Origin of the sequence: Helicobacter sp. 10-6591 (assembly GCF_003288805.1) — a bacterium.
GTDB lineage: Bacteria > Campylobacterota > Campylobacteria > Campylobacterales > Helicobacteraceae > Helicobacter_F.
This window is the reverse complement of record NZ_NHYK01000007.1, coordinates 38,811-64,003: the sequence shown is the minus strand read 5'-3', so window position 1 is coordinate 64,003 and position 25,193 is coordinate 38,811. Positions and strand designations below refer to the sequence as shown.

General features: G+C 38.5%; 24 protein-coding genes and 5 tRNA genes. 20 read left to right on the top strand and 9 right to left on the bottom strand.

Annotated features, from left to right (window positions below; translation table 11 throughout):
* The first annotated feature begins 1 nt into the window (after position 1).
* Positions 2-970, top strand: coding sequence for a tRNA 2-selenouridine(34) synthase MnmH (mnmH, locus tag CCY97_RS03550; RefSeq protein ID WP_258456952.1), 969 nt, complete (start codon positions 2-4; stop codon positions 968-970).
* Here mnmH and CCY97_RS03545 read toward each other — a convergent pair.
* From CCY97_RS03545 to CCY97_RS03535, 3 genes are all read right to left on the bottom strand, one after another.
* Positions 960-1,538 carry a PepSY-associated TM helix domain-containing protein gene (locus tag CCY97_RS03545; protein WP_258456946.1) on the bottom strand — a complete coding sequence of 193 codons (579 nt, stop codon included), beginning with the start codon at positions 1,536-1,538 and terminating at the stop codon, positions 960-962. The genes mnmH and CCY97_RS03545 overlap by 11 nt on opposite strands.
* Before the next feature lie 75 nt (positions 1,539-1,613).
* Positions 1,614-2,486 (bottom strand): HemK/PrmC family methyltransferase, encoded by an 873-nt coding sequence (locus tag CCY97_RS03540; protein ID WP_112064120.1) that lies wholly within the window; start codon positions 2,484-2,486, stop codon positions 1,614-1,616.
* 15 nt (positions 2,487-2,501) lie between these two features.
* The gene (locus tag CCY97_RS03535) at positions 2,502-3,701 is read right to left on the bottom strand and encodes a M48 family metallopeptidase (protein WP_112064119.1); all 1,200 of its coding nucleotides are present in this window, start codon (positions 3,699-3,701) and stop codon (positions 2,502-2,504) included.
* A gap of 146 nt (positions 3,702-3,847) precedes the next feature.
* Here CCY97_RS03535 and pyrG point away from each other — a divergent pair, with 146 nt between their 5' ends.
* From pyrG to CCY97_RS03435, 19 genes are all read left to right on the top strand, one after another.
* On the top strand, positions 3,848-5,473 hold the full coding sequence (pyrG, locus tag CCY97_RS03530) for a CTP synthase (glutamine hydrolyzing) (RefSeq protein ID WP_112064118.1): 1,626 nt from the start codon (positions 3,848-3,850) through the stop codon (positions 5,471-5,473).
* A 3-nt stretch (positions 5,474-5,476) separates the two neighbouring features.
* Entirely contained in the window at positions 5,477-7,048 is a 1,572-nt protein-coding gene (recJ, locus tag CCY97_RS03525) for a single-stranded-DNA-specific exonuclease RecJ (protein WP_112064117.1), read from the top strand.
* A gap of 63 nt (positions 7,049-7,111) precedes the next feature.
* On the top strand, positions 7,112-7,939 hold the full coding sequence (locus tag CCY97_RS03520) for a carbon-nitrogen hydrolase family protein (protein WP_112064116.1): 828 nt from the start codon (positions 7,112-7,114) through the stop codon (positions 7,937-7,939).
* A 30-nt stretch (positions 7,940-7,969) separates the two neighbouring features.
* Positions 7,970-8,629 (top strand): biotin--[acetyl-CoA-carboxylase] ligase, encoded by a 660-nt coding sequence (locus CCY97_RS03515; RefSeq protein WP_112064115.1) that lies wholly within the window; start codon positions 7,970-7,972, stop codon positions 8,627-8,629.
* A gap of 27 nt (positions 8,630-8,656) precedes the next feature.
* Positions 8,657-9,448: an AAA family ATPase gene (locus CCY97_RS03510; protein WP_112064114.1), complete on the top strand. Its 792-nt coding sequence runs from the start codon at positions 8,657-8,659 to the stop codon at positions 9,446-9,448.
* A complete protein-coding gene (locus tag CCY97_RS03505) occupies positions 9,448-10,338 on the top strand; it encodes a ParB/RepB/Spo0J family partition protein (protein WP_346435141.1) in 891 nt (296 codons plus the stop codon). Before CCY97_RS03510 ends, CCY97_RS03505 begins: the two co-directional genes overlap by 1 nt.
* 77 nt (positions 10,339-10,415) lie before the next feature.
* Complete coding sequence (locus CCY97_RS03500; RefSeq protein ID WP_112064113.1) at positions 10,416-10,841, top strand: F0F1 ATP synthase subunit B'; 426 nt, start codon at positions 10,416-10,418, stop codon at positions 10,839-10,841.
* 21 nt (positions 10,842-10,862) lie between these two features.
* Positions 10,863-11,381 carry a F0F1 ATP synthase subunit B gene (locus CCY97_RS03495; RefSeq protein ID WP_181562802.1) on the top strand — a complete coding sequence of 173 codons (519 nt, stop codon included), beginning with the start codon at positions 10,863-10,865 and terminating at the stop codon, positions 11,379-11,381.
* A gap of 2 nt (positions 11,382-11,383) precedes the next feature.
* On the top strand, positions 11,384-11,911 hold the full coding sequence (locus CCY97_RS03490; RefSeq protein WP_112064111.1) for a F0F1 ATP synthase subunit delta: 528 nt from the start codon (positions 11,384-11,386) through the stop codon (positions 11,909-11,911).
* Positions 11,912-11,934: 23 nt separating this feature from the next.
* The gene (atpA, locus tag CCY97_RS03485) at positions 11,935-13,449 is read left to right on the top strand and encodes a F0F1 ATP synthase subunit alpha (protein ID WP_112064110.1); all 1,515 of its coding nucleotides are present in this window, start codon (positions 11,935-11,937) and stop codon (positions 13,447-13,449) included.
* Positions 13,450-13,484: 35 nt separating this feature from the next.
* Positions 13,485-14,387 (top strand): ATP synthase F1 subunit gamma, encoded by a 903-nt coding sequence (gene atpG, locus CCY97_RS03480; RefSeq protein ID WP_112064109.1) that lies wholly within the window; start codon positions 13,485-13,487, stop codon positions 14,385-14,387.
* 18 nt (positions 14,388-14,405) lie between these two features.
* A complete protein-coding gene (gene atpD / locus CCY97_RS03475) occupies positions 14,406-15,803 on the top strand; it encodes a F0F1 ATP synthase subunit beta (protein WP_112064108.1) in 1,398 nt (465 codons plus the stop codon).
* 10 nt (positions 15,804-15,813) lie between these two features.
* Positions 15,814-16,206 (top strand): ATP synthase F1 subunit epsilon, encoded by a 393-nt coding sequence (gene atpC, locus CCY97_RS03470; protein WP_112064107.1) that lies wholly within the window; start codon positions 15,814-15,816, stop codon positions 16,204-16,206.
* A gap of 236 nt (positions 16,207-16,442) precedes the next feature.
* The gene (locus CCY97_RS03460) at positions 16,443-17,831 is read left to right on the top strand and encodes a TolC family protein (RefSeq protein WP_112064105.1); all 1,389 of its coding nucleotides are present in this window, start codon (positions 16,443-16,445) and stop codon (positions 17,829-17,831) included.
* 9 nt (positions 17,832-17,840) lie between these two features.
* Positions 17,841-18,824 (top strand): biotin/lipoyl-binding protein, encoded by a 984-nt coding sequence (locus CCY97_RS03455; protein WP_112064104.1) that lies wholly within the window; start codon positions 17,841-17,843, stop codon positions 18,822-18,824.
* On the top strand, positions 18,825-19,931 hold the full coding sequence (locus CCY97_RS03450; protein ID WP_112064103.1) for an ABC transporter permease: 1,107 nt from the start codon (positions 18,825-18,827) through the stop codon (positions 19,929-19,931). It abuts the gene before it with no gap.
* Positions 19,928-21,088 carry an ABC transporter permease gene (locus CCY97_RS03445; protein WP_112064102.1) on the top strand — a complete coding sequence of 387 codons (1,161 nt, stop codon included), beginning with the start codon at positions 19,928-19,930 and terminating at the stop codon, positions 21,086-21,088. The genes CCY97_RS03450 and CCY97_RS03445 overlap by 4 nt, the downstream gene beginning before the upstream one ends.
* Before the next feature lie 31 nt (positions 21,089-21,119).
* Positions 21,120-21,989 (top strand): HDOD domain-containing protein, encoded by an 870-nt coding sequence (locus CCY97_RS03440; protein WP_112064101.1) that lies wholly within the window; start codon positions 21,120-21,122, stop codon positions 21,987-21,989.
* A 53-nt stretch (positions 21,990-22,042) separates the two neighbouring features.
* Positions 22,043-22,118, top strand: a tRNA-Phe gene (locus CCY97_RS03435).
* 114 nt (positions 22,119-22,232) lie between these two features.
* On the opposite strand, the gene CCY97_RS03430 is transcribed toward CCY97_RS03435, so the two are convergent.
* From CCY97_RS03430 to fliW, 6 genes are all read right to left on the bottom strand, one after another.
* Positions 22,233-22,309 (bottom strand) — tRNA-Asp (locus tag CCY97_RS03430).
* A gap of 6 nt (positions 22,310-22,315) precedes the next feature.
* Positions 22,316-22,391, bottom strand: a tRNA-Val gene (locus tag CCY97_RS03425).
* A 21-nt stretch (positions 22,392-22,412) separates the two neighbouring features.
* Positions 22,413-22,487 (bottom strand) — tRNA-Glu (locus CCY97_RS03420).
* A gap of 60 nt (positions 22,488-22,547) precedes the next feature.
* Positions 22,548-22,623, bottom strand: a tRNA-Lys gene (locus CCY97_RS03415).
* A 93-nt stretch (positions 22,624-22,716) separates the two neighbouring features.
* Complete coding sequence (locus CCY97_RS03410; RefSeq protein ID WP_112064100.1) at positions 22,717-24,735, bottom strand: ATP-dependent helicase; 2,019 nt, start codon at positions 24,733-24,735, stop codon at positions 22,717-22,719.
* Entirely contained in the window at positions 24,736-25,146 is a 411-nt protein-coding gene (gene fliW / locus CCY97_RS03405) for a flagellar assembly protein FliW (RefSeq protein ID WP_112064099.1), read from the bottom strand. It abuts the gene before it with no gap.
* Between the last annotated feature and the right edge of the window lie 47 nt (positions 25,147-25,193).

The window sequence follows — 25,193 nt, the reverse complement described above, 5'->3', positions numbered from 1 at the left end:
TGTGCTTGCGCATGATTTTTTGGCGCAAGCGGATGTGATTTTTGATGTGCGTAGTCCCAGCGAGTTTGCATCATCACATATCGTAGGTGCGCGCAATGTGCCTGTGCTAGATGATAATGAGCGCGAGCAAGTTGGGAAACTCTATAAGCAAGATCCTTTTGGCGCAAAGGTTTTAGGCGCTACTCTCATATGCAAGAATATATCCCAAGTTTTATGTACCCTTGGTATTACCCCAGCCCAAGTGATTGGAATCTATTGCGCTCGTGGGGGGATGAGAAGTCTGTCATTGCAGAGCATTCTGCAAAACATTGGCTATCGCACCCTGCGGCTGACAAATGGCTACAAAGCCTATCGTAAGGAAGTCTTGGAATTTCTTGCAAAACCTCTAGATTCTCAATTTTTCACCCTTAGCGGACCTACTGGCTGTGGCAAAAGCACATTGATTGGCATGTATGAACATTCTCTTGATATAGAATCTTTGAGTATGCATCTTGGCTCAAGCTTCGGGGGAATCTGTGGGCAGCAGCCAAGAGCAGCGATGTTTGAAAATCTGCTTTTTGCACGACTAAGAGAGCTGGAAGGCAAAAAGATTTTGGTAGAAAACGAAAGCAAAAAGCTAGGCTCTCTTGTGGTGCCCAGTATGATTTATAACGCATACAAAAATGGAGTAAAAATCCTCATTACTGCACCGCTACAAATCCGCATACAACGTATATTAGAGCAGTATGGCGATATAGATTTAGATTTTTTCAATCATGCTATGCAAAAGATTGCTCCCTTTATGGACAAACGATATTGGCTGCAAGCACACAAAGCATTTGAGCTTAGAGATTTAGAGCAGGTGGCATATATCCTTATCACGCAATACTATGACAAGGTGTATAGGAAAGAGCCTTGTGCGTTTCATATAGATTCCACAAATCTAGAATCTGCATTTGAGCACATCAGACAAATTATTGCTACACACTAAAATACACTGCCACACTTGTGAGAATCAACCCTGCTAAGAAAGTGCAAAGCGCGCCTTTGCGATTTTTTTTACAAAACGAAGTGATGACCAATCCAGAAAAATAAAAAAGCATCAAAGAGCAGGCAAATCCAATAGCCATAAAATCAAAAAATGTGAATTTGTAGCTGCCTAAGGTGAATTTATCTCCTTGGGATTTGTGCATCATCAATAAGACCCCATAAAGATTCCTATCAACTACGCGCAAGGTCACCTCGCCTTTTTGGTCCTTGGTGATAGTAGCGCTGTATTTGACATTACCCATCATCATATTGCCCTTAAGGTTGCGCACTTGTGTGTTTGAAGGAAGAGGGAGGTTAGCATCAAGTAAGGTTTGGATAATCACCTCGGCCTCTTTGCCTTTTTGCGGCATAGAATCAAGTTTGAAATTCCAAGTCTGTGCGCCACTATTTTGGCGGATTTCAAAAATATACAATGCGCCTGTTAGCGCATAAATAAATGCCACAGGCAGAAAAAATAAACTCAAATAGAGATGTATTTTCATCCAAAATTGCTTATCAAGCTTTTTCATGAGCTGTCCTTTGGGTACTGATATAAAATTTGGAGATTGATTCTATAGGATAATTATGAAATCCAGTCTTAAAATTCATTCAAAACACAAGACAAATCCCCTGTCATGATTGCTCAAATCTTTATAAAACTCTAATTTCTTGTATCCAAGCGGCTTTACTATCTCCTGTATGAGCGCCTTTTGGTCAAACCCCATTTCGCATACCACAAATTTCACCCCATGCTTCTTGCACACTCTGAGCAGCTCTTCTATCGCCTCTATTCCTCTTGTCCCGCCAAAAAGCGCAGTTTGTGGTTCGTATCCAAGAGGGGAAGGAAGTTTTGTGCCATTTGGAATATATGGCAGATTTGCGATTATAAGCTCTGGTATAGGCAGATTTCTTTGTATAAGAGGCTCTAGAAATTCTCCGCAAAAAAGCAAGATAGCACGGCCAAGAGAAAATCTTTGGATGTTTTCCCTCGCTACTTCTAATGCCTCTTTGCTGATATCTGTGGCAAAGATTCTGAGTTGTGGATTATGGAGCAAAAGAGTGATTGATAGCGCACCTGAGCCTATGCCTACTTCTGCAATCTGTGTGATTTCATGATGGATGATAAGCTCTTGTGTTTTTTGTATGAGTATCTCACTTTCACATCTAGGGATAAGCGCGCCATGCTGTATAAAAAAATCTCTCCCATAAAAGCTCACATGTTTTGTAATGTATTCTATTGGTTCTGCATGAAAGCGTCTCCAGATAAGTTGAAAAAAACGCCTCAGCTCATTAGGGCTTAAAGCATCCTCTGAATGCGCATGCAAAAACACTCTCTCTTTTTGCAAGACAAAGCAGAGCAAGAGCTCTGATTCTAAAGTAATGCGCGGGTAATCTAATCCAAACCCAGCTGATTCTCGCACATAACAAGCAGATTTTAGAATCGCTTGCGCGTTTTTGAGTGCTTTTTGGATATGCAAGCTAACCCCAGAGCTCTAGTCAATCTCATAATCAAGTGCTTTCAGTCTCTCTATAAGTGGTGGATGGGAATAATAGAAAAAGATATATATTGGATGTGAGCTTGGAAAAGTCTTGTTTTCATTGACCAAACGCACAAGGGCATTTGCTAGATGGCTTTTGCTTGAGAGTTGTGCGCCAAATCTATCTGCTCCATATTCTGCCTTGCGAGAGAAGTAGCCTATAACTGGCAAAAACCAAAACGAAAACACAGGAGCGAGCAAGAGAAGCATGCCAAGAATTGCAGCATTAGTCTCTGGAATATTGCTTTGGGTGAAAAAAGCACTTGGAAAATGCGAAGCGATAAAAAACAGCGCAAACAAAAAGACTCCTCTAAGACATATACTCTTGAGAATATCATTATTCTTGAAATGTCCTAGCTCATGGCCTAAAATCGCCAAAAGACCATCTGTGCTGATTTTGTCAAGCAATGTATCAAAAAGCACTACGCGCTTTGTCTTGCCGATACCGCCAAAGTATGCATTAAGCCTGCCATCTCGTTTGCTTGCATCCATGACATAAACGCCATTTGATTTGAAGCCCGCTTGTGTGAGCAGAGATTCTATGCGACTTGTGAGTTCTGCATCTTTGAGTGGTGAAAATTTATTGAATAAGGGCGCAATGATTGTGGGATAGATAGCATTTGCCAGGATTACTATGCTAAAAATGAGACAAAAACATGTAATCCACCAATATGCATAATGATTCATAAGCCACAAAAGCCCAAAGATGATGGCTGAACCAAGCAATATGACAAATAGCAGGCCTTTGGATAGGTCTAAAAGAAACAACCCAATGCCTTGCTTGCAGAATCCATAACGTTTATCGATGCTAAATGTCTCATAAAGCGAGAATGGAATACCAATAAGTGAGCCAAGAAGTAGAATAGATAAGATAAGCACAATACCGTGCAAATAAGGATTCAATCCAGCAAGCTGAGAATCAAGCGCGCTCAAGCCATAAACAATCCAAAAACCAAACACAACACCATCTACCACGCTGTGTATTATGTGGAGTGAGAGTTTTTCTAGTGCATAGTAGCCAGCTTTGGCGTAGTCTTTGTCATCAAGCAAAATAGGTTTTTGTTTTAAAGTCTTTTTGATATGCGCACGTTGCAAAAGATCCAAAATAATACTAGGCAAGATAAAGCCTAGGAGAAATAGTATTACCAAAAGCATTGTATTCCTTAAATGATGTTTGTTTGATGGTGTGATTTTACAGATTCAAAGACATAAAGCAGTAAATATTCCTCAGGGCTAGAATTTCAAGGAATTTATAGAATCCAGAATTTATAATTACACAAAAATTACACAAGGTATTGTATATGAAAGTGGCAGAGGTAAAGTATATTTTTGTGACAGGTGGGGTGCTGAGCTCTCTAGGGAAAGGCATTACTTCTTCTTCGATAGCCACGCTTTTGCAGCACAGCGGCTTTAATGTCAGTATTCTCAAGATCGATCCTTATATCAATGTCGATCCAGGAACGATGAGTCCATTAGAACATGGCGAAGTCTTTGTGACAAGTGATGGTGCAGAGACGGATTTAGACATAGGGCATTATGAACGTTTTTTGAACAAAGACTTCCATAAGCTCAATAATTTCACGACCGGACAAATCTATCTCTCAGTGATTGAAAATGAGCGCAAAGGCAAGTATCTTGGCAAAACGATTCAAATCGTCCCGCATATAGTAGATGAGATCAAACAAAGAATCCATTTGGCTGGTCAAGGAAGTGAATTCCTTGTAGTCGAACTTGGAGGGACGGTTGGCGATATGGAAGGCATGCCATATCTAGAGGCTATGAGGCAGTTAAAGCATGAGTTGGGAGCAAAGCGTGTGATAAGTGTGCATGTGACTTTGATACCACTTGTGAAAGCAGTCGGGGAGCTCAAAACAAAGCCAACCCAACATAGCGTACAAGAACTACGCAGAATCGGAATATCCCCACAGATTCTGGTAGCACGATGTGAAAAGAATCTCGACACAGATCTCAAAAAAAAGCTTGCGCTGAGCTGTGATGTAGATGATGATAGCGTGATTGTGGCAAAGGATTCTCCAAGCATTTACCAATGCCCGCTGGATTTCTTACGCGAAGGGATTCTCACCCCAATCGCGAGAATCTTCGAACTTGGCACACTCAAACCAAACATGCAAGAGTGGGATATGCTTGTCAAAAAAATCATCTCCCCTGATGAAAGCCTCACGATAGGCTTTGTCGGCAAATATCTCTCGCTCAAAGAATCGTATAAATCTCTCACAGAAGCATTGATCCACGCAGGCGCAAATATCAATGCACGGGTGAATATCAAATGGATTGATAGCCAAAGCCTAGAGCATGATATCCAGGCGCTCAAAGAGGTGGATTCCATCCTGATACCCGGTGGATTTGGAGAAAGAGGGATTGAAGGTAAGCTAAAGGCGATTACTTATGCACGAGAGAACAAGATTCCATTACTTGGGATCTGCCTTGGTATGCAATTAAGCATTATCGAATTTGCCCGTAATGTACTTGGGATAAAAGAGGCAAACTCCACAGAATTTGACAAAGACACAAAAGAACCAGTGGTTTATCTCATCGAAGATTTTATCGATACAGCGGGGAACAAACAGCTTCGCACACATACTTCACCAATGGGCGCGACAATGAGGCTTGGAGAATACGAATGCAAAGTCAAAAAACCCAGCAAGCTCTATGAAGCCTACAAAAGCTTATCTATCAAAGAAAGACATCGCCACAGATACGAAGCAAATCCAAGATACAAAGAAGCATTAGAATCCGCAGGGCTTGTGGTAAGTGGATATTCAAACGGGCTTATTGACGCTATCGAATTGCAAGATCATCCGTGGTTTGTATGCGTGCAATTCCACCCAGAATTTACTTCAAGGCTAAAAAACCCAAACCCTATCATTTTGGAATTTTTGAAACAAACCCTAGCAGCAAAACACTAAGCGATGATAAAAAAGCTTACTCCTGCTCTTGTGCGAGAGATTTTAGAGCAAAGAAACACGCCACAAGGTATTTATAGTCTCAAGGATTTGCCACAACCAGATTTGCTCAAAGACAGCAAGCAAAGTGCGTATCTTGTAGCAGAAACCATGCGAGAAAATGGAAATATTCTCATCATAGGAGATTATGATGCTGATGGGGTCAATGCAAGCGCGCTTATGTATAAGTTTTTTAGCACTTTGGGGTATAAAAACTTTGAAGTTGTCATACCCAATCGTTTTAGCGATGGATATGGAATCTCAACCAAGCTCTTAGAGAGACTTGAAGCAAGCAAAAACTTCCAATTAATTATCAGTGTAGATAATGGCATCAGCGCCTATGATGCTGGGGAATTCTGCGCGAAAGAGAATCTCAAGCTCATTATCACCGACCATCATACCCCTCAAGATTCCTTACCCAAGGCAGATGCACTTATCAATCCAAAACAGCCAGGCTGTGAATTTCCATACAAAGATATTTGTGGCTGCGTGGTTGCATGGTATCTGTGCGCAAGTATCAAGCAAGAAATCAGTGCAGATATCAATATGGGAGAATTCTTGCCATTTCTGGCGCTTGCTACCTTAGCAGATGTGATGCCACTTGTCGGAGTGAATAGAATCCTCGTAAAAAAAGGCCTAGATTCCATCAAAAAATCAAATATGCCAATGTGTGAAGTCATCCGTCAGAAGATAAAGATAATGAATGCGGAAAATGTCTCTTTCAGTTTTATCCCTCTTTTGAATTGTGCTGGACGTATGGGTGATGCGAACAAAGCGCTAGAATTTTTGCTTGCTCCTGACTTGCAGCGCGCCAAAGAGTTGTACAAAGACTTAGAATCTATCAATAACGAGCGCAAAATCGTGCAACAAGAGATTTTGTGCTCAGCCCAAAATGTGCTTATACAAAAAGACAATCTGCTCTATGCAAGCCACAAAGATTGGCATAAGGGTGTGCTTGGGATAATCTGCAGCCAGCTTGTGCAGACCTATAAGAAAAGCGCCTTTGTGCTAAGTGATGATGGCCAAGGGATACTCAAAGGCTCAGCAAGGAGCTATGGAAATGTGGATTTGATAAAAACAGCCCAAGATATCCAGAGCAAACATTCGCTTTTGCTTGAGTTTGGCGGACATCAGGGGGCATTGGGCTTGAGTTTAGAATCCAGAAATCTTGAGAGATTTATGACACTCTTTGATGAGAATCTCCAGACAAAAGGAGAGGCACAAAGCGCTATTTTAGGCGAGATTCCATCTTGTTATATCAACAAAGATTTGTTGCAGATTCTTGAAGAATTTGAGCCTTTTGGACAGGCAAATCCTATGCCCTGCTTTGCGTGTAATGATTTGGAGTTGGTGCAATTTAAGATTATAGGCAAGGACAAAAACCATTTGCAACTTGCATTTTTGAATACACAAAAAATGCATTTAGGTGGGGTTGAGTTTTTTTACAAACAACTCCCAGAGCTTGGAACAAAGAATTGGGAGTTTTCACTTTCACGGGATATGTTTTATGATCTTTGTTTAAAGATACATAGGAACTGAATTTTTGCATCAATTTTTAATAGTACAATTGCTATTGATTTTGGAATATTTTGAAGGATAGTAATGAATCTTGCGCTTTTGCAGATTGCTAACGTGCCTAATTTCAATTATTTAGAACAGTATCTTAAAACTTGTCAGAAACAACAAGTCTCCTTGCTTTGCTTCCCTGAATATGTATTTGAGCCATTTTTTACATCACTGAAAACTTTGAGTTCTGCCACGCTTCTTTCTCGTGCTAATTTTAAGAATCTCCAAATGCTTGGATCTTTAAGCGCTCAATACAACATAAATTTTCTTACCCCTATTATTGTTAATAATGAAGTTTTATTACAGCATAGAGTTTGGGGCAAGTTATCCAACACCAAGGGATTATACAAAACAATTGCCCTTATCAGAGGCACAGAAAAAATAGAGTTTTATCTCCCACAGTGTTTGATTGGATTTGAGCATTGGAACGAACGAGCGTTTTTTGATAACAAGAAAGCACGTAGCGCGAGATTACCACTAACTTTTGAACAGGATGCTCTAAAGATTGGGGTGTTATCGGGATTTGAACTTCATTTTGATGAAATCTTTATTCGCATCAAAAAAGAAGCTTATGATATGCTTATCGTACCTTGCGCAAATACCTTTGATACACATGCAAGATGGCGCTCTTTATGCAAAATGCGCGCGTTTTTAAACTCATGTGCACTTCTAAGAATAAATCGTGTAGGAAATGAGTTGGTAGATGGGAGCACTTGGAATTTTTACGGAGATAGCTTGTATATCAATGCCTATGGGAAAATAGAGGATAGCTTGCAAGAATACGAGGGTCTTATGATTGTGCATGTATCAAAAAGTGAAATCACTCAAGCAAGGGAGAGCTGGGGATTTTATAAAGAATTTTAGCTTTGTGATGAGGTGATTGCAGGGATAGTTATGGAAATTTTGGAATATGATGTTTTGGAATCTACACAAACTTTTTTGATTGGTGCCCTAAAGGATTCTAAGCTACAGGCGCCTGTGTGCATTATTTGTAGGTCTCAGACTCAAGGGATTGGATCTAGGGGAAATACCTGGGAGCATACGCCAAATGCCTTATATTTTTCTTTTGCTTTACCATTAGAGCTGTTGCCACATGATTTGAGATTAGAATCCGCGTCCATTTTTTTTGGCTACATACTAAAACAAAACCTACAGGCTCTTGGCTCAAAAGTATGGCTCAAATGGCCTAATGACTTATATGTAGAAAGAGATAAGGTAGGTGGGGTGTTAAGCACAAAAATACAGAATACATTAGTATGTGGAATAGGAGTGAATCTTTTTGGTACTCATCGCGCAGATATCGCAAAATATGGGACTATAGAAAAAGGCGTAAGCATGAATATCGATAAAAAAACGTTTGTGCAAAACTACTTGCAAACGGTAGAAAAAACAGAATCTTGGAAGCAGATTTTCAGATTCTATCAGTTAGAATTTGAAAATAATTTTGCTTTTAGCTTCCACCATCAGGGTAGAGAATTGTTTTTTAAGGATGCGAGGTTACTTGAAGATGGTTCTATTTGCGTGGATTCTCAAGTGATTTATAGTCTTAGGTAATTTTATATGGATTTATGGAGATCAGTAATGTGTGAAGTGATAACTATTGCAAATCAAAAAGGCGGAGTGGGCAAAACAACTACAGCTGTTAATTTAGCAGCATTTCTGGCTACCTCGGAAAAGCGGGTTTTGTTTATTGACTGTGATCCGCAAGCCAATGCTACTACAGCTTTTGGTATCCGTCGTAATGAAGTGCAAATTGATGCCTATCATGTATTAAGCGGCTCCAAGAAAATTTCTCAAGTAATCATTCGTCTTGATGAGATTCCATATCTTGATCTTGTCCCCGCAAATATCGGTTTAGCGGGATTTGAAAAAGATTTTTATAGCAAGAAAAATAATGGACAGACTATGCTGCGCAATAAAATAGAAGAGGTGAAAAATAATTATGATTTTATTATTATTGATTCTCCTCCAGCACTTGGTGCATTGACAGTAAATGCGCTTGTGGCTTCAGATTCCATCATCGTGCCAATCCAATGTGAGTTTTATGCGCTTGAGGGATTAGCCCAACTTCTCAACACAGTAAAGGTTATCAAAGATACAAGTAATCCCGATCTCAGTATTCGCGGATTTTTACCTACAATGTTTGTAAGCCAGCACAATCTCTCGCGTCAAGTGCTTGATGATTTAAGTCAGCATTTTGGAGATAAGCTTTTTAGACACACAAAAAAAAGAGAAGAGTATATTATTGTTCCAAGAAATGTGCGCTTAGCGGAATCTCCAAGTTTTGGAAAACCTATTTTGTTTTATGATGCTAAATCTAGCGGAAGCATTGCTTATCAAAATCTCGCGGAATTTATCCTAGAGGGTGCATAATGATGGCAAAAAGCAAAAGAGGCTTAGGTAGGGGGTTAGGTGCTATTTTAGGGGAAGTGGGTGAGTCGTATGAGAATAGTTTGCATGCTGATAATGATTCTCTACTTGTGTTGGAATTAAATATTGAAAACATAAAACCAAATCCTTACCAGCCTCGCAAAAATTTTGATGAAAGCGCGTTGCAAGAGCTTTCGGATTCTATAAAAGAACATGGTTTGCTGCAACCTGTGGTGGTATGCGAAGATAGATATGGTGAATATATCTTAATTGCAGGGGAACGTAGGCTTAGAGCTAGTAAGCTCGCTGGAATGGAAAGTATCAGAGCTATTTTGGCTGACATTAAATTCGACAAAATGCGTGAGCTTGCACTCATAGAAAATATACAGCGTGAAGAGCTCAATCCAATCGAATTGGCATTATCCTACCAAGAGCTCCTGAATGAATATAACATTACTCATGAAGAACTCTCACAGAAAATCAAGAAATCTCGTGTACAAATCACAAACACTCTCCGTTTGCTCAATCTTGAAAAATTTGTGCAGGATTATATTATGGAAGGCAAGCTTACACAGGGTCATGCGAAGATTCTTATCACATTAAGTCCAGACGAACAGAGAATAGCAACAGATTCTATCATTGGACAAAAGCTCACTGTACGAGAGAGTGAAATGTTGATTAGAAATATAAAAACACAGAATAGTATAGATGAGGATAGACATCCTAAGATGATAAACAAATCGCATGTCGATAGGGAATTGTTACATAGTGTACTTACAGAACTTCTTAAGCAAAACTTCAAGGCAAACCTCAGAAACAATAGGCTTTATGTAGAATTTAATCAAAATGTGGAAATAGTAGATTTTTTGAAAAAAATCCAGTTTAAAGCTTAAAATTTTAAGTTATTAAAAGACTTAACTTGTTAGAATGGATGGCAAAACAAGACATTAGTTAAAGGAGGCCTTCAAGGATGGGTATATCAGTTAATCCGTATCTCATGATACTGGTTTTTGTTTGTTTTCTGATACTTTTGGTTTGTTTGAATCAATGGTTATATAAGCCTGTGTTTGAGTTTATGGATAAACGTGATGAACACATAAAAAAAGATCTCCAGGACACACAAAACAACGCTCAAGATATTCTTACAATCGAAGAAGAGATAAACGCGATAATATCTAAAGCACAGCAAGAAGCAAAAGATATTATTGAACAAGCCAATATAGAAGAAAAAGATCTTTTTGAAGCGGCTATTCAACAAAAAAAAGCAGAGCTTGATGATCGTTTTATGAAATTTCGAGAACAATCAAAAAATGACCAAAAAGAATTGAGAACCGAACTTTTAACCCATATTGATGAATATAAGCAAGCTATAGCGCATAAACTCAAAATCCTTTAGAGATTTGTTAAGGAAATGAAAATGAGAAAGATATTTTTGTTTTGTTTTGTTGGTTTGCTTCCAAGCTTTACGTTTGGAGTTGGATTCAATGAAGGAGATAATGATTTTGTTCAAAGGTTGATAAATTTCATTTTATTTGCTGCTATTTTGTGGTATTTTGCTTATCCGCACATTAAAGAGATTCTAATGACAAGAAAAGAGAATATCGCTTCCCGATTGGATGAAGTTCAAAATAGGTTGCATATAGCTAGACAAGAAAAAGAAAATGCTTTAAGAAAATTAGAAGAAAGTAGGTTGACAGCGCAAGAGATTGTAGAAACAGCAAAGAAAGAAGCTAATTTGATTTCAGATAGGTTTGCCAAAATAACACAGGTGAGTATAGAGTCTATGGAAGCTACGATGAACGCAAATATGGACTTCGAGAATACTCTTGCTCTAAGAGAAAGCGTTCGGGTAGTTTTAGACGACGTTTTGCATTCCAAGGATATTGTTATTGACAACAGGGATTATGTTGAAATCATCACAAAAAGGATCAGTTGACCATGGATGTAATAGCCAAAAAATATGTGCAAGCACTTTTTCAGGTATTTTCTATTGAGGAACTTGAGGATGTTTTGTGTGTATTGTCAAATATTAGCGATGCTTTAGGCAAGAAACAAATTACAGACTTGATTTATTCTCCATTTTTGACTACCAAACAAAAAGAAGAATTGCTTTTGAATCTATTTGAAACAATCGATGAGCGCTTAAAGAATTTTTTTAAAATCATAGTTTTAGAAAATAGAATCCAGGTATTACAAAATATAACGGATATGTTAGAGAAGCGTTTGCTTGCACAAAAAAAGCAATTTGTAGCAGTCTTGCAAACAAAAGATGGTTTAGATTCGAAGACTCAAGATATGATTGCTGAGAGTCTCTCTCGCAAGTTGAATGTGGTTTTGAATATTAAACAAGAGCAAGTGATGATTGAAGGTATTAGGTTGAGTGTAGATGATTTAGGAATCGAGATTTCCTTTTCAAAGGAGAAATTTCTAAGTGATCTGAGTGCATATATTTTAAAAGCATTTTAATTCTTAGATTCAAAGGAGAAAAAGTGGTAGCAAAATTAAAATCTCAAGAGGTAAGTGCAATCATAAAAGAGCGCATTGAAAGCTTTGATATTAATGTGGATATTAGCGAGACAGGCAGAGTTCTTGCTTATGCTGATGGTGTTGCAAACGTTTATGGATTGAATAATGTTATGTACTATGAAATGGTGGAATTTGAGAGCGGTGATATTGGTATTGCTTCCAATCTTGAAGAATCAAGTGTCGGAGTAGTTGTCTTAGGTAATGGTAAGGATATCAAAGAAGGCTCCTCAGTTAAACGCTTAAAAAAGCTTATGAAAGTGCCTGTGGGTGATGGTGTAGTAGGACGTGTTATCAATACATTAGGCGAAGCAATTGATGGTCGGGGTCCTATTGAAGCAAGTGAATATAAGTTTGTAGAGGAAAAAGCACCAGGTATTATGGCAAGAAAATCTGTACATGAGCCACTCCAAACAGGCATCAAAGCAATTGATGCTCTTGTGCCTATTGGTAGAGGACAAAGAGAACTTATTATTGGTGACAGACAGACTGGCAAAACAACAGTTGCGGTAGATTCTATTATCAACCAACAAGGACAAGATGTTATATGTATTTATGTAGCTATTGGGCAAAAAGAATCCACCGTTGCGCAAGTGGTACGTAAATTAGAGGAACATGGGGCTATGGAGTATACCGTTGTTGTCAATGCCCCAGCATCTTCATCTGCGGCTATGCAGTTTTTAGCTCCTTACACGGGCGTAACAATCGGAGAGTATTTTAGAGATAATGGTAGGCATGCGCTTATTATATATGATGATTTGAGCAAGCATGCAGTAGCTTATCGTGAAATGTCTCTTATTTTAAGACGTCCTCCAGGGCGAGAGGCATTTCCTGGAGATGTATTCTATTTGCATTCAAGGCTTTTGGAGCGTGCTGCAAAATTGAGTGATGAGCTTGGTGCCGGTTCTCTTACAGCGCTCCCTATTATTGAAACGCAAGCTGGTGATATTTCTGCTTATATTCCTACTAATGTGATCTCCATTACCGATGGGCAAATTTTCCTTGAAACTAATTTATTCAATTCAGGTATTCGTCCTGCGATAAATGTGGGTTTGTCTGTTTCTCGTGTGGGTGGAGCAGCACAAATTAAAGCTACAAAGCAAGTGGCAGGTACATTGCGTCTTGATTTGGCTCAATACAGAGAGCTTCAAGCATTCTCGCAGTTTGCTTCGGATCTTGATGAAGTTAGTAGGAAACAGTTAGAACGCGGACAACGAATGGTTGAAATCTTGAAACAATCCCCTTATTCTCCTCTTGCCATTGAGAAGCAAGTTGTGATTATTTATGCCGGCAGTCAAGGATATCTTGATGATATACCTGTTGGTAGGATTGTCAAGTTTGAAGAGGAGTTGTATCCATTCATTGAAGCCAAATATCCTAAACTTTTTGAGGATATTCGTGTTAAAAAAGCTTTAGATAAGGAACTTGAAGCCGAGCTTAATATTGCGCTGAAAGAATTTAAGACATCTTTTTCTGTCTAATTCAAGCAATTGATTAGGAATTATGGGAGTGACATATGGGTGGTAATCTTAAAGAAATAAGACGCAAGATAGTTAGTGTAAAAAACACTCAAAAAACAACGAGAGCTATGAAGCTCGTTTCTACTTCTAAATTGAAAAAGACTGAAGAATTAGCAAGACGATCCAAAATCTATTCTCATAAACTTAATGAAATGTTTGATGAGATTGTGCGTAAGATTTTGCTCAAAGGCATAGAGAGCGTAAATAGCAAATATTTTCAAAGCTCAAAAACGAGAGAAATAAAAAAGATTGATATTGTTTTTATTACAGCTGATAAAGGTTTGTGTGGTGGATTTAATCAAGTAACCATCAAAGAAGTATTGCGTCTTATGAAGCATTATAAAGAACAAAATGTTCGGGTAAGACTACGAGGTATCGGTAAAAAGGGGATCTCGTTTTTTGCTTTTAATGATGTCGAAGTTCTTGATAAGGTTGTGGGACTTAGTTCTAGTCCTACTTATGAATCTGCTGCCAAATTCATTAACAATGTAGTACATGATTTTTTGCAGGGATTCACAGATGAAGTTATTATCGTGCACAATGGTTTCAAAAATATGATTTCTCAAGAATTAGAATCTCGTGCAATTCTGCCACTCACAATAAATATTAATGAGCAAGACGCATTGACAGATTTCTCTATGCTTAATATAGAATCTGAGATTGACGAAGACCAGCTACTTGATGAGCTTGCACACAAGTATATTGAATACAACATGTACCATGCTCTTATAGATTCCTTAGCAGCAGAGCATAGTGCAAGGGTACAAGCAATGGATGCTGCTACAAATAATGCTGGAGATTTGGTGAAAAGTTTAAGTGTTTCGTACAATAAGGCACGCCAAGAGTCTATCACAACAGAACTTGTAGAGATTAATGCTGGCGTTGAAGCAATGAAATAAGTTTAAAAAGGAGAGTATATGCAAGGTAAGATTATACAAGTTATGGGGCCAGTGGTTGATGTCGAATTTGATTCGTATCTGCCTGCTATTTATGAAGCTATTGATGTCGAATTTGATGTAGAAGAACGTAGAAATAATCTTGTTTTGGAAGTTGCAGGACATTTAGGCGACAATCGTGTGCGTACTATTGCTATGGATATGACAGAAGGTTTAACGCGTGGGCAAACTGTCAAGGCACGTGGTCAAATGATAGAAGTACCTGTAGGCGAAGCGGTGTTGGGGAGAATCTTTAATGTTACCGGTGATGTTATTGATGGTAAAGAGTCGTTACAGAGTGATTTGAAATGGCCAATCCATAGAGAAGCACCAAGTTTTGATAACCAAAGCACAAAAACTGAAATGTTTGAGACGGGTATTAAAGTTGTAGATTTGCTCGCACCTTATTCTAAAGGCGGTAAAGTTGGATTATTCGGTGGCGCTGGTGTTGGAAAAACAGTTGTTATTATGGAGCTTATTCATAATGTCGCATATAAACATAGTGGTTATTCGGTTTTTGCTGGGGTTGGTGAGCGCACAAGAGAAGGTAATGACCTGTACAATGAGATGCAAGAGGGTGGTGTATTAGATAAAGTTGCACTTTGCTACGGGCAAATGAATGAGCCACCTGGAGCAAGAAATAGAATCGCTTTTACGGGGCTTACAATGGCAGAGTATTTTCGTGATGAAAAAGGTTTGGATGTCTTGATGTTTATTGATAATATTTTCCGTTATGCGCAGTCTGGAGCAGAAATGTCAGCACTTTTGGGTCGTATTCCTTCAGCTGTTGGTTACCAGCCAACTTTAGCAAGTGAGATGGGGAAATTACAAGAACGTATTACATCAACCAAAAAGGGCTCCATTACTTCTGTACAGGCTGTATATGTGCCTGCAGATGATTTAACAGATCCAGCACCAGCTTCTGTGTTTTCACATCTTGACGCAACTACAGTGCTCAATAGAAAACTTACAGAAAAAGGGATTTATCCCGCGGTTGATCCATTGGATTCCACTTCGAGAATCCTGGATCCACAAGTGGTCGGGGAAGAACACTACAATATCGCAACAGGTGTTCAGCAGATTCTGCAAAAATACAAAGATTTACAGGATATTATCGCAATCTTGGGAATGGATGAGCTTTCTGAAGAAGACAAGCAGATTGTAGATAGAGCAAGAAAAATTGAAAAATTCCTCTCACAGCCTTTTTTTGTTGCAGAAGTATTTACAGGAAGCCCAGGAAAATATGTGACCTTAGAGGAAACACTCGAAGGATTCAAAGGTATCTTATCTGGCAAATACGATCATATTCCAGAGAATGCATTTTATATGGTTGGCAATATACAGGAAGCTTTAGAAAAGGCAGAGAAACTTAAAGCATAAAGGAAAACCTATGGAAAATCTCAAACTTAGCATCGTCACACCTTATGGAAAAATATTTGATGACGAAATCCAAAACGTCATTCTGCCCGGCAGTGAAGGTGAGTTTGGGGTGTATGCTCAGCATTGTAATTTATTATCGTCTCTAAAAGCAGGCATTATCGAATTTATCAGAAATGACAATTCGGTGGAGTTAGTAGCCATTAATTGGGGTTATGTGCAAGTTTCACAAAACAAGGTTGATGTTATAGCTGATGGTGCGGTCTCTATTAGTGGTAATACCCAAGATCAGGTTGCTATGGCAATTGATAATGCAAAAAAACTTCTTGAAGAAGCAAGTAACGATCGCATAGCAATTTCTTCTGTTGTCTCACGAATCGAATCCAATGCTCGCTCTAAAATATAGACCCATCTCCATATTCTTTTAATTTGTTGGCAATACCATGTGCTCTTTTGGTGTTTGTGTCTTGAATATTATTTGATTGATGAAGATCTGCATGTCTTTGATTCTCGAAACTATGTCCTTTGGGAGTTTTTGAATTGTTTTATAGAGGTTTATGGTTGCAAGCTCAAATCCATCCACGACAAATAGAGAACACTCAAGTATAATTCCCAACTTTGTTCTTCTTAAGGCAGATTTCCATGAAGTATTTTCTTTTGGCATTTTTTATTTTCTTGGGATTTTGTGCTTTGTTTGGTGTTGAGGATTCTATCTTACAGGATTTTGAAGCCAATAAAAGCCCGATTGATGTCAAAAGCGCTTGGGAGAGGGTGTTGCAAAATAATGATGCTCTCAAAGCACAAGAGCAAGGAGTTAAGCGGGCTGAAAAGCTTGCTTTTGGAGCAAGACTGAGTTATTTGCCTGAAATCAATTTTCAAGGTATCTATGTTCATCTAAACGAAGTCCTGCAATATACCCCAAACTTTTCCTCTGCACAATTCAATATGCCACAACTAGATTCTTTGTTGCGAAATCTCGCTAAACCAATCACACTCTTAGAACGTAATGTCATGATAGGTGCATTTAATATTGTTTATCCACTTTATACTGGTGGTTTGCGTCGTTCTACTATTGCACTTGCAGATATTGCAAAAAAAGATGCCAATGAAGCCATGCGTATCAAGAAACTTGCTACATTTGAGGAATTTGTGAGTATTTATTATGCTGATGTATTGGCACGAGATATTCTTGCTGTATGTGTGCAGAATTTTGAAACTTCAAAATTGCATTACCAAAATGCTTTAGCTTTAGAAAAGAGTGGGCAGATAGCGCATTTAGAAGTTCTTGCTTCGCAAGTGGCAAGTGATAAATTTAAAAACAATCTGCGTTCTGCAAATAATGCACTTCAAAGCGCTAATTTAGCACTCCAAAGTGCGCTAGATTCTCTGGATTTCATACCAAGCTCAAAAATAGAGATTTCAACGCAAGCGCTTCATGATGAATCTTATTATGTGCAAAAAGCCTTAGCAAGTTATCCTGCACTACGTATCTTAGAGCATAAAATCCAAAGTGTTGGTGTCTCTAAAAATATTGCTAGTGCAGCTTTTACTCCTCAGATTGTTGGTATAGGAAGTTATCTTGTTACTGACAAACAAGATTCTCTGATTATTGCAAATATGCCATCTTGGTATGTTGGTGTAGGAGTAAATTTTTCATTTATTACCCCAAGAGCGAGAATCCAACAATACCAAGTCGCCAAAATAACAGAGCTAGAGCTAATCAGTCTCAGAGAACAAGCAATAAAGGATCTTACTTTGCTTGTACGGAGGACTTATAAAGAGGCAGTTTCTGCACGAGAAGAATACAATACACTTAGTTCCTCTGTCTTACTCGCGCAAGAAAATCTCAAGCTCCAAACACGAGCATTCAAACAAGGCATGGCAACAAGCGCACGGGTCATTGATGCCCAAAATGCTCTTGAGAGTGTGCTCATTCAGCAAAAAAGTGTGGGTTTTAAGGCGATTATTGCACTTTCAAAACTTCTTGCTTTGAGTGATGAAATAGATTTATTTTATAAATTCCAAAATTGAGGAATAGGCATGAAAAAGCAGTTTGAGATTGGTTTTGTAGCAATTGTAGTAGCTGTACTAGTTGTTTGGCTTGTGATGAGCTTTTATAAAGCGTATACTCCAAAACCCCAAATATTGCAAGGACAGATTCAAGCAAGAGAATATAAGGTGAGTTCAAAAATTGCCGGGCGTATCGGTTCTATGCTTGTCAAAAAGGGAGATTTGGTGCAAAAAGGAGATTTGGTTTTCACAATAGAATCTCCTGAGCTCGAAGCAAAACTTACCCAAGCCCAAGCAGGCTATGAAGCCGCAAAAGCACTATCAGATGAGGCACACAAAGGGGCTCGAGTAGAAAGCATAATCTCTGCTCGTGATATGTACAATAGCGCAAGGGCAATGCGTGAGCTCGCTGAAAATACATACAAGAGGATAGAAGATTTGTATAAAAATGGCGTTGCAAGTTTGCAACGTAGAGATGAAGCATTCACTGCGTTCCAAAATGCTAAATTCAATGAAAATGCTGCCTTGCAACAATACAAAATCGCTCTTGATGGTGCAAGCAAAGAAACAAAAGAAGCAGCAAAACAAAAGGAAATTGCTGCGAGTGGTCAGCTCAATGAAGTTGAGGCCTACATTAAAGACATACAAGCCTATGCGCCAGCTAGTGGTGAAGTGTCAAATATATTGTTGAGTGAAGGAGAACTTAGCCCTACGGGATTCCCTGTGGTTATGCTTGTAGATACCAAAGATGTATGGTTACGCTTAAATGTGAGCGAAGAATATTTGCAAAATTTTCAGATTGACAATGAATTTAGCGCCTTTATTCCTGCTTTACATAAAGAGATAAAATTTAAAGTGCGTTATGTTTCTGTGATGGGAGATTTTGCTACTTGGAGGGCTACTTCAAACTCCAAAGGCTATGATTTGCGTAGTTTTGAGATAGAAGCTGTTCCATTAGAAAATAATGGTGATTTTAAGGTTGGAATGAGTGCGGTTGTAACAATAGGTGCTTGATTGAATCTCTTTAAGACAAACAATAAAATACACCAAATTTGGCTTTTCCTTAGCAAGCGCTCTATTTTATTCCTCATTTATTTTGTGCTGCCACTTTTGATTGCTTGGTTTATTTATGCAGTCTTTAGTGCATCTTTGCCTAGAAATCTTCCGATTGGTGTGGTGAATTTAGATAAATCCACTTTAAGCGACGAAGTGATTTTCAGCGTAAATGCTTCTCCTGGCATGCAAATCGTGCGTGAATATGATTCTATCCATGCAGCAAAGATTGATCTTAGTACTGCTAAGATTTATGCACTTATCGTTATTCCATATAACTATGAGCGCAATATCAAATTAGGCATAGGAGCCAAACTCGCCTTTTATTACAATGCGCAATACGTGCTTATTGGCAAGTCATTGAACTCAGCATTTTTGCAAGTTGTAAGTACATTAAATGCGAAAGCCATGGTTGGAAAAAATCTCATCAGCAGCCAAGATATGCAGCTTGCAAAAGCTAAAGCAATGCCTATTTTTTCGCAGATTACGCCTCTTTATAACGCCAATAGCAACTATGCACAATTTTTGCTCGTGCTTTTATTGCCTTGTATGCTGCAGATTCTTAGTGCATTAGGAATGATAGGATTACTGCGTTTTCCTCCGAACTCAAGCAAAAGTCTAATTATTCGCTACTGCTTTAATTCTGGTATGTTTTTGTTTTGGGGAATTTGTATGTTGGTGTTTTTGAAAGTTTTAGGTTATCAATCTCGAGGCAATCTAGGACTTTTGATTTTGGGTCTTTTGGTGTTGATCTTAGGCGTAAATGGTGTGGTGGTTTTTATCCAATCATTGTTGCAGGATATGCGCAAAAGCATAGGGGTTATTGCCGTTTATACAGCTCCTAGTCTAGCATTTGCTGGCGTTACCTATCCGCAAAATTCCATGAATTTCCTAGCGCTGATGTGGAGTAAATTCTTGCCAATATCATCTTTTATGGACTTGTATGTCCAACAGGCAAACTATGGTGGTTCTTTGGAGCTTGGGTTCAAGATTCTAGGTAGCATGCTCTTTTTTGTTCTGTTCTTTGTACTTGGAGCTGGAATATATGCGCTAAGGAGAAATCAATGAGGTTTTTAGAAATTCTTCTAGCGGAATACAGGGCAATTTTTAGCAATAAAATTGTTGTGGTTGTAATCATTGTAGGCTCTATGGTGTATGGAATCTTATATCCAATGCCTTATCTTAATGATAATGTGCTCTCCCAAAAATTGCTCATTGTTGATGAGGATAAAAGCACTCTTTCAAGAGAATTGGTTTTTTTGGTTGGTGCAAGTCCGCAAATCACACTTTTTGAGGAAGTGGATTCTCTGTATAAAGCACAAACAATTATCGAAAATTTTCAAGCTCAAGGCATTTTATTTATCCCAAAAGGTTTTGAATCCAGTGCGTATATGGGTGTTGGAAGTATAGTTTCGTATATGGGGAATGCGTCATACTTTTTGATTTATGGTGCGATAATTGAAGGAATCCACAGTGCCATAGATGAATTGGCTCATAAGATTTCTAGTCAAGCAAATCCGGATGCCTTATCATTGGATGTTATTTCTTATGAGCCAATAGCACTTTTTAATCCAAGCCTTGGATATATCAATTATGCTCTTGCTGCTGTGCTTGTGTTTATATTACACCAAACGCTTATTGGAGGCAGTGCGATTCTAGGTGCTTATCAGAATAGAATCTCAGTGAATCTTAAAATTCCAAAAGATTTATACACAAATACTGATGTGCCATATTTTTTGCGTTGCAATATAAGCTCTCTTATATTGGCAAGAGTTTTGGCTTTTAGCAGTATTTATTGTGTGTGGTTTTTGTTTTATTTTGGCGTATTGTTTGTGCTTTTTGGAGTGAATATCCATGCGAGTGCGAGTGATTTTTGGTGTTTCGCACTTATGTTTATTTTTTGCTGTGCAATGTGTGGGATATTTCTTGGGGTGTGTTTAAAAGATGAAAGCCTTCCAACACAAATTGTTTTTATCTCCTCTATGCCACTTGTTTTTATCATGGGTTTTATTTGGCCAAGCGAACTTTTGCCTGCATTTTTGAGGAATCTGAGTTATTTTATCCCCGCGTACCATGGAATTAAGGGATTTATTAACCTCAATCAAATGGGTGCGAGCTTTTCAGATATTGCTCCACATTTTCTCGCACTTTTAACTATTTTTTTTGTGTGTTTTATTGGAAGCTATTTTGTTCTCAAAACAAAACACAGAGCGATTTTGATATAATGAGCGCATTTTAGTAATCAGGTTTATAGCAATGAATGAAGTGTTGTTTAGAACGATTGATAATCTTCCACCATTACCAGCGACAGTTGTGAAATTACGTGATTATATAGATTCTGTGGGTGCTGATGTTGATATCACAAAAGTAGCAGCCATAATACAGGAAGATCCACTTTTGACTGCTGAGTTACTACGATTAGCTAATTCCCCTTTTTATGGGCTTTCCCGCGAGGTTTCGACAATCCAGCAAGTTGTTTCTCTATTAGGCGTAAGTAATGTGAAAAATATCACGATTGCAAATTCCATCAAGAATGTTTTTCGTATCGATGTTTCTCCTTATGGAATTGATACTGGTGAATTTATGAATACATGTGCTAGAGAGGCAAACTTCGTAGCTGACTGGTTAGGCGAAGAAGATAAGAAGTTATCTCAGATGCTTGTGCCTTGCGCTATGCTTTTGCGACTCGGTGTGATTTTATTTTCGAATTCTTTGCGCGTTTTGGGTAAGGATGAGGAGTTTTTACAAAAACTTAAAAAGCAGAACTTTACAAATATAAGTTTAGTAGAAGAGGAGTGCTGCGGGGTAGATTCTCTTTCATTTTTGGGATTTTTATTTAATCATTGGAGATTTGATGAATCGCTCATAGAATATATCTCTTTTATGACTAACCCACATTCAGCTCATGATGACGCCAAAAAGGGTGCTTATGCGTTGGCAGTAATCAATTGTCTTTTTGAATCCCATGTTGGAGGAAGCTCGACAAATATTCACAAAGCATTTGGACTCCTTGAGGAAGCACAAAAACAAGGTGTGTATTTTTCTATTGAAAATTTTAAAAACAAAATCCCAGCAGATCTCATGGCAAACTTCGAGCAAGCTAGCGTGGAACAAACCGATAACTAATTCCTCCTTTTTAAGTGTGTTTTTAAGCATTACCAGATATAATCCCCATCTTTGGCTTGATAGCTCAGTCGGTAGAGCAGAAGACTGAAAATCTTCGTGTCGGTGGTTCGATTCCGCCTCAAGCCACCACTCATCTTTTTCTTTCTTGCTTTTTTAATCTTAATCTAACTGCTTTATAAAGTCCTATGAGAAGTAATCGAAATAACTGATAAATAAGAAGTGTGTTGGGGGATATTCCAAGAGTGGCGGAACGGACGGGGCTCGAACCCGCGACCCCCTGCGTGACAGGCAGGTATTCTAACCAGCTGAACTACCGCTCCAGATAATGGTGGTCGCTATAAGACTCGAACTTATGACATCCACCTTGTAAGGGTGGCGCTCTACCAACTGAGCTAAGCGACCACTTTCAATAAATAGACAAAGTGGTGACCCCGAGGGGACTCGAACCCCTGTAGCCACCGTGAAAGGGTGGTATCCTAACCACTAGATGACGGGGCCACTTAATCTTAATCCAAAATCAATCTTTGCATAATATAAATATATGATTTGATGGGATAGTGGTGACCCGTGTTGGATTCGAACCAACGGCCCATTCCTTAAAAGGGAATTGCTCTACCAGCTGAGCTAACGGGTCATTAAAGCATTTTAAAATAAGTTGATGTCCGCACAAGGCAGCAATTTTAGTGATTTTGCCTTGTTTTGTCAAGGGACAAAGCTATCACATCGCCTAGTTTGCAAGTAATTTCGCCTCATACAAAAAACGTGAAGGTGTATACTCAATATTTTTTATCATGTCTTTTGTGGCATATGAAAGAATGAGGTTTTCTTTTGCTCTTGTCACTGCTACATAAAACAATCTTCGCTCCTCTTCGATACTCCCACCTTTAGTAACAAGCTTAAGATTGGGGAATCTTCCTTCCATAAGATCTACTACATACACATTTTTAAACTCTAAACCCTTACTTGCATGCACGCTTAAGAGATTGATACCACTGCCTTCGCTTGCTTCTGTCGAGATGAGTACCATTGCATTCAAAAATGCGCGCATATCTTGGTAGTTACAAGAGAGATCATACAAAAGCATGATTTTACGCTTGATATTTTCTTGTGCCTTTTGCAATCTCTGGGAATCTATATTGCCATCCTTGTTTTTGGCGCGTTCCTTGGCGATGTTTTGGGTTATTTTCTGAAAAAATTCACTTTTGGCAATTTGCATTATCAAATGCTTTGGAATCGTGAGAGTTTTGTTCGTATGGAGCAGGATATAAAACTCATTCAAAAACTCTGCGCTTTGGAGATTCAATTTTGGATGTTCAAAAATAGGATGTGAAGCAAAACCTGCATGCAATATAGAATCAAAACGTTCCTTTGCTTGCAAGTTAAAGAAATCATCAAAAAGTCCTAGTTGTGTGTTTTTGCTCTTCTTTTCGTATGCAGGTATTGTGCTATTTGGTTCAAAAACACCTTGTAATGCTATGCCATTACCAAGCCTTACAAAAGATTCAAACAGATCTTTTGCCATTGATGAGCCAATGCCTTTGCCATAACTCAATACGTTGATATAGGCCATCATATCGCTTGGATGGGTGAGAATCGTGCAAAGATCAAGCATGAGAACCACTTCTTTGCTTTCGAAAAAACTCGAGCTTCCCTTGCGTTTGCAAGGAATATTGAGTGTTCTTAAGCTAGCTTCGATTCCATCAGCACTTGAGTTGTTTCGGAAAATTATAGCTGTCTCAGTATGCTTACAATTACTATGAGCGATGTGCTGCGCTATGCCTTGGTATTGCAAAAAAAGCTCATCAAAGCCTAAGAGTTTTGGAGCGGAAAAATTTCCTTGCTTTATCACCTCAAGTTTTTTTGGATAGATTCTTTGATTGTGCTGTATTACCTCATTTGCCAGAGAGAGAATTTGTTGGCTTGATCTGTAATTTTTACTAAGGCTAAACACTCTTGCATTGGGATAAGTCTGAATAAAATTACTGATAATGCTAATATCTGCGCCATTAAACGCATAAATGCTTTGATCATAATCTCCTACACAAAATAAACTTTTTGGATTGAGTGCCTTCAAGATAGAATCTTGCAAGGGATTTGTGTCTTGGTATTCATCGCATAGTACTTCAGCAAAATTTGGTGGATTCTTGCTTATCTCTTCTTTGTAAAGTAGCAAGAGATCATTGTAGTCAGCATAATTGTGCAATTTTTTAAGTTCCTTAAATTCCTGCAACACATCTTCATAAATCTCTGTATAGATTTCTTGTGTAGGCGTCTTTTGGATTATCCATTTGGTAAACCCATCTTTGCAGCCACTATTTAAGAAGAGAGAATATATGTCATAAAGATATTGTGCTGAGTAAGGCGGTTGGTTTGAGCGATTGAGAAATACTCTTTTTTCATACACGCTCCTAAAAAGCATTTTTAATTCTTTTGGTTGTTTAAGTCGGATATTTGTGTGTTGCTTGACATAGCGATAGGCTACCGCATGAAAAGTCCCAGATTCTATATTTTGAGCAATTTGCGGATTAAAGAATCTCGCTACTCGCTCTATCATCTCTTGACTCGCTTTGTTGGTGAAGGTTAGGAGTAGGATTTTGTGAGGAGAAACTCCATTGTGGAGTAAGTGAGAGATTCTGCCTACAATCGTAGATGTCTTCCCAGTGCCAGCTGAGGCTATGATAAGGTTGTAACCACTCGGGGCACTTGCAGCAGCCTTTTGTTCAAGATTGAGCTGGGATTGTGCCATTTACTGCAGAGATTCTAAAAGCTCTTTGGGTAGAAATTCTTTGATAGGCTTTGTAACACCAAAATTAGGATAATCCTTAATACTTAGCGGCACTTGAGCTATATAGTTTTTGTTTGGATTGATTACGATTGGAGACAACAGGCTTACTTGAGATTCTTCTATTGGGCTTTGTACGACAAGTACACAATACACTTCTACCTTATCTTTGCCTTCTTCTATTTCAAGCATAAGCTGCAGGGCAGTGGGGATTGTGAAATTGTATTCCTTAAGGATAGTGTAGGGATTGATGAGTATGAGTTGCATATTGCCATCAAGTGCATCGAGCTTATAAAAAGCTTCATCGATTGGTTGCAACACAACCTTCGTAATATTCTCAAATCCTAGGATTGGTGATTTCACCTCGTAGGTCATGGAAACTCCTTGATTTTAGCTATAATCGCGCAATTATAAACAAAGTA

What these genes read in the sequence shown, in the direction of transcription:
- CCY97_RS03505 (WP_346435141.1), top strand. Translation starts at nt 9,448, where the DNA reads ATGATGGCAAAAAGCAAAAGAGGCTTAGGTAGGGGGTTAGGTGCTATT.
- atpD (WP_112064108.1), top strand. Translation starts at nt 14,406, where the DNA reads ATGCAAGGTAAGATTATACAAGTTATGGGGCCAGTGGTTGATGTCGAA.
- atpG (WP_112064109.1), top strand. Translation starts at nt 13,485, where the DNA reads ATGGGTGGTAATCTTAAAGAAATAAGACGCAAGATAGTTAGTGTAAAA.
- CCY97_RS03510 (WP_112064114.1), top strand. Translation starts at nt 8,657, where the DNA reads ATGTGTGAAGTGATAACTATTGCAAATCAAAAAGGCGGAGTGGGCAAA.
- fliW (WP_112064099.1), bottom strand. Translation starts at nt 25,146, where the DNA reads ATGACCTACGAGGTGAAATCACCAATCCTAGGATTTGAGAATATTACG.
- CCY97_RS03495 (WP_181562802.1), top strand. Translation starts at nt 10,863, where the DNA reads ATGAGAAAGATATTTTTGTTTTGTTTTGTTGGTTTGCTTCCAAGCTTT.
- CCY97_RS03490 (WP_112064111.1), top strand. Translation starts at nt 11,384, where the DNA reads ATGGATGTAATAGCCAAAAAATATGTGCAAGCACTTTTTCAGGTATTT.
- recJ (WP_112064117.1), top strand. Translation starts at nt 5,477, where the DNA reads ATGATAAAAAAGCTTACTCCTGCTCTTGTGCGAGAGATTTTAGAGCAA.
- CCY97_RS03410 (WP_112064100.1), bottom strand. Translation starts at nt 24,735, where the DNA reads ATGGCACAATCCCAGCTCAATCTTGAACAAAAGGCTGCTGCAAGTGCC.
- pyrG (WP_112064118.1), top strand. Translation starts at nt 3,848, where the DNA reads ATGAAAGTGGCAGAGGTAAAGTATATTTTTGTGACAGGTGGGGTGCTG.
- CCY97_RS03515 (WP_112064115.1), top strand. Translation starts at nt 7,970, where the DNA reads ATGGAAATTTTGGAATATGATGTTTTGGAATCTACACAAACTTTTTTG.
- CCY97_RS03445 (WP_112064102.1), top strand. Translation starts at nt 19,928, where the DNA reads ATGAGGTTTTTAGAAATTCTTCTAGCGGAATACAGGGCAATTTTTAGC.
- CCY97_RS03455 (WP_112064104.1), top strand. Translation starts at nt 17,841, where the DNA reads ATGAAAAAGCAGTTTGAGATTGGTTTTGTAGCAATTGTAGTAGCTGTA.
- CCY97_RS03440 (WP_112064101.1), top strand. Translation starts at nt 21,120, where the DNA reads ATGAATGAAGTGTTGTTTAGAACGATTGATAATCTTCCACCATTACCA.
- CCY97_RS03545 (WP_258456946.1), bottom strand. Translation starts at nt 1,538, where the DNA reads ATGAAAAAGCTTGATAAGCAATTTTGGATGAAAATACATCTCTATTTG.
- CCY97_RS03500 (WP_112064113.1), top strand. Translation starts at nt 10,416, where the DNA reads ATGGGTATATCAGTTAATCCGTATCTCATGATACTGGTTTTTGTTTGT.
- CCY97_RS03520 (WP_112064116.1), top strand. Translation starts at nt 7,112, where the DNA reads ATGAATCTTGCGCTTTTGCAGATTGCTAACGTGCCTAATTTCAATTAT.
- CCY97_RS03535 (WP_112064119.1), bottom strand. Translation starts at nt 3,701, where the DNA reads ATGCTTTTGGTAATACTATTTCTCCTAGGCTTTATCTTGCCTAGTATT.
- atpC (WP_112064107.1), top strand. Translation starts at nt 15,814, where the DNA reads ATGGAAAATCTCAAACTTAGCATCGTCACACCTTATGGAAAAATATTT.
- CCY97_RS03460 (WP_112064105.1), top strand. Translation starts at nt 16,443, where the DNA reads ATGAAGTATTTTCTTTTGGCATTTTTTATTTTCTTGGGATTTTGTGCT.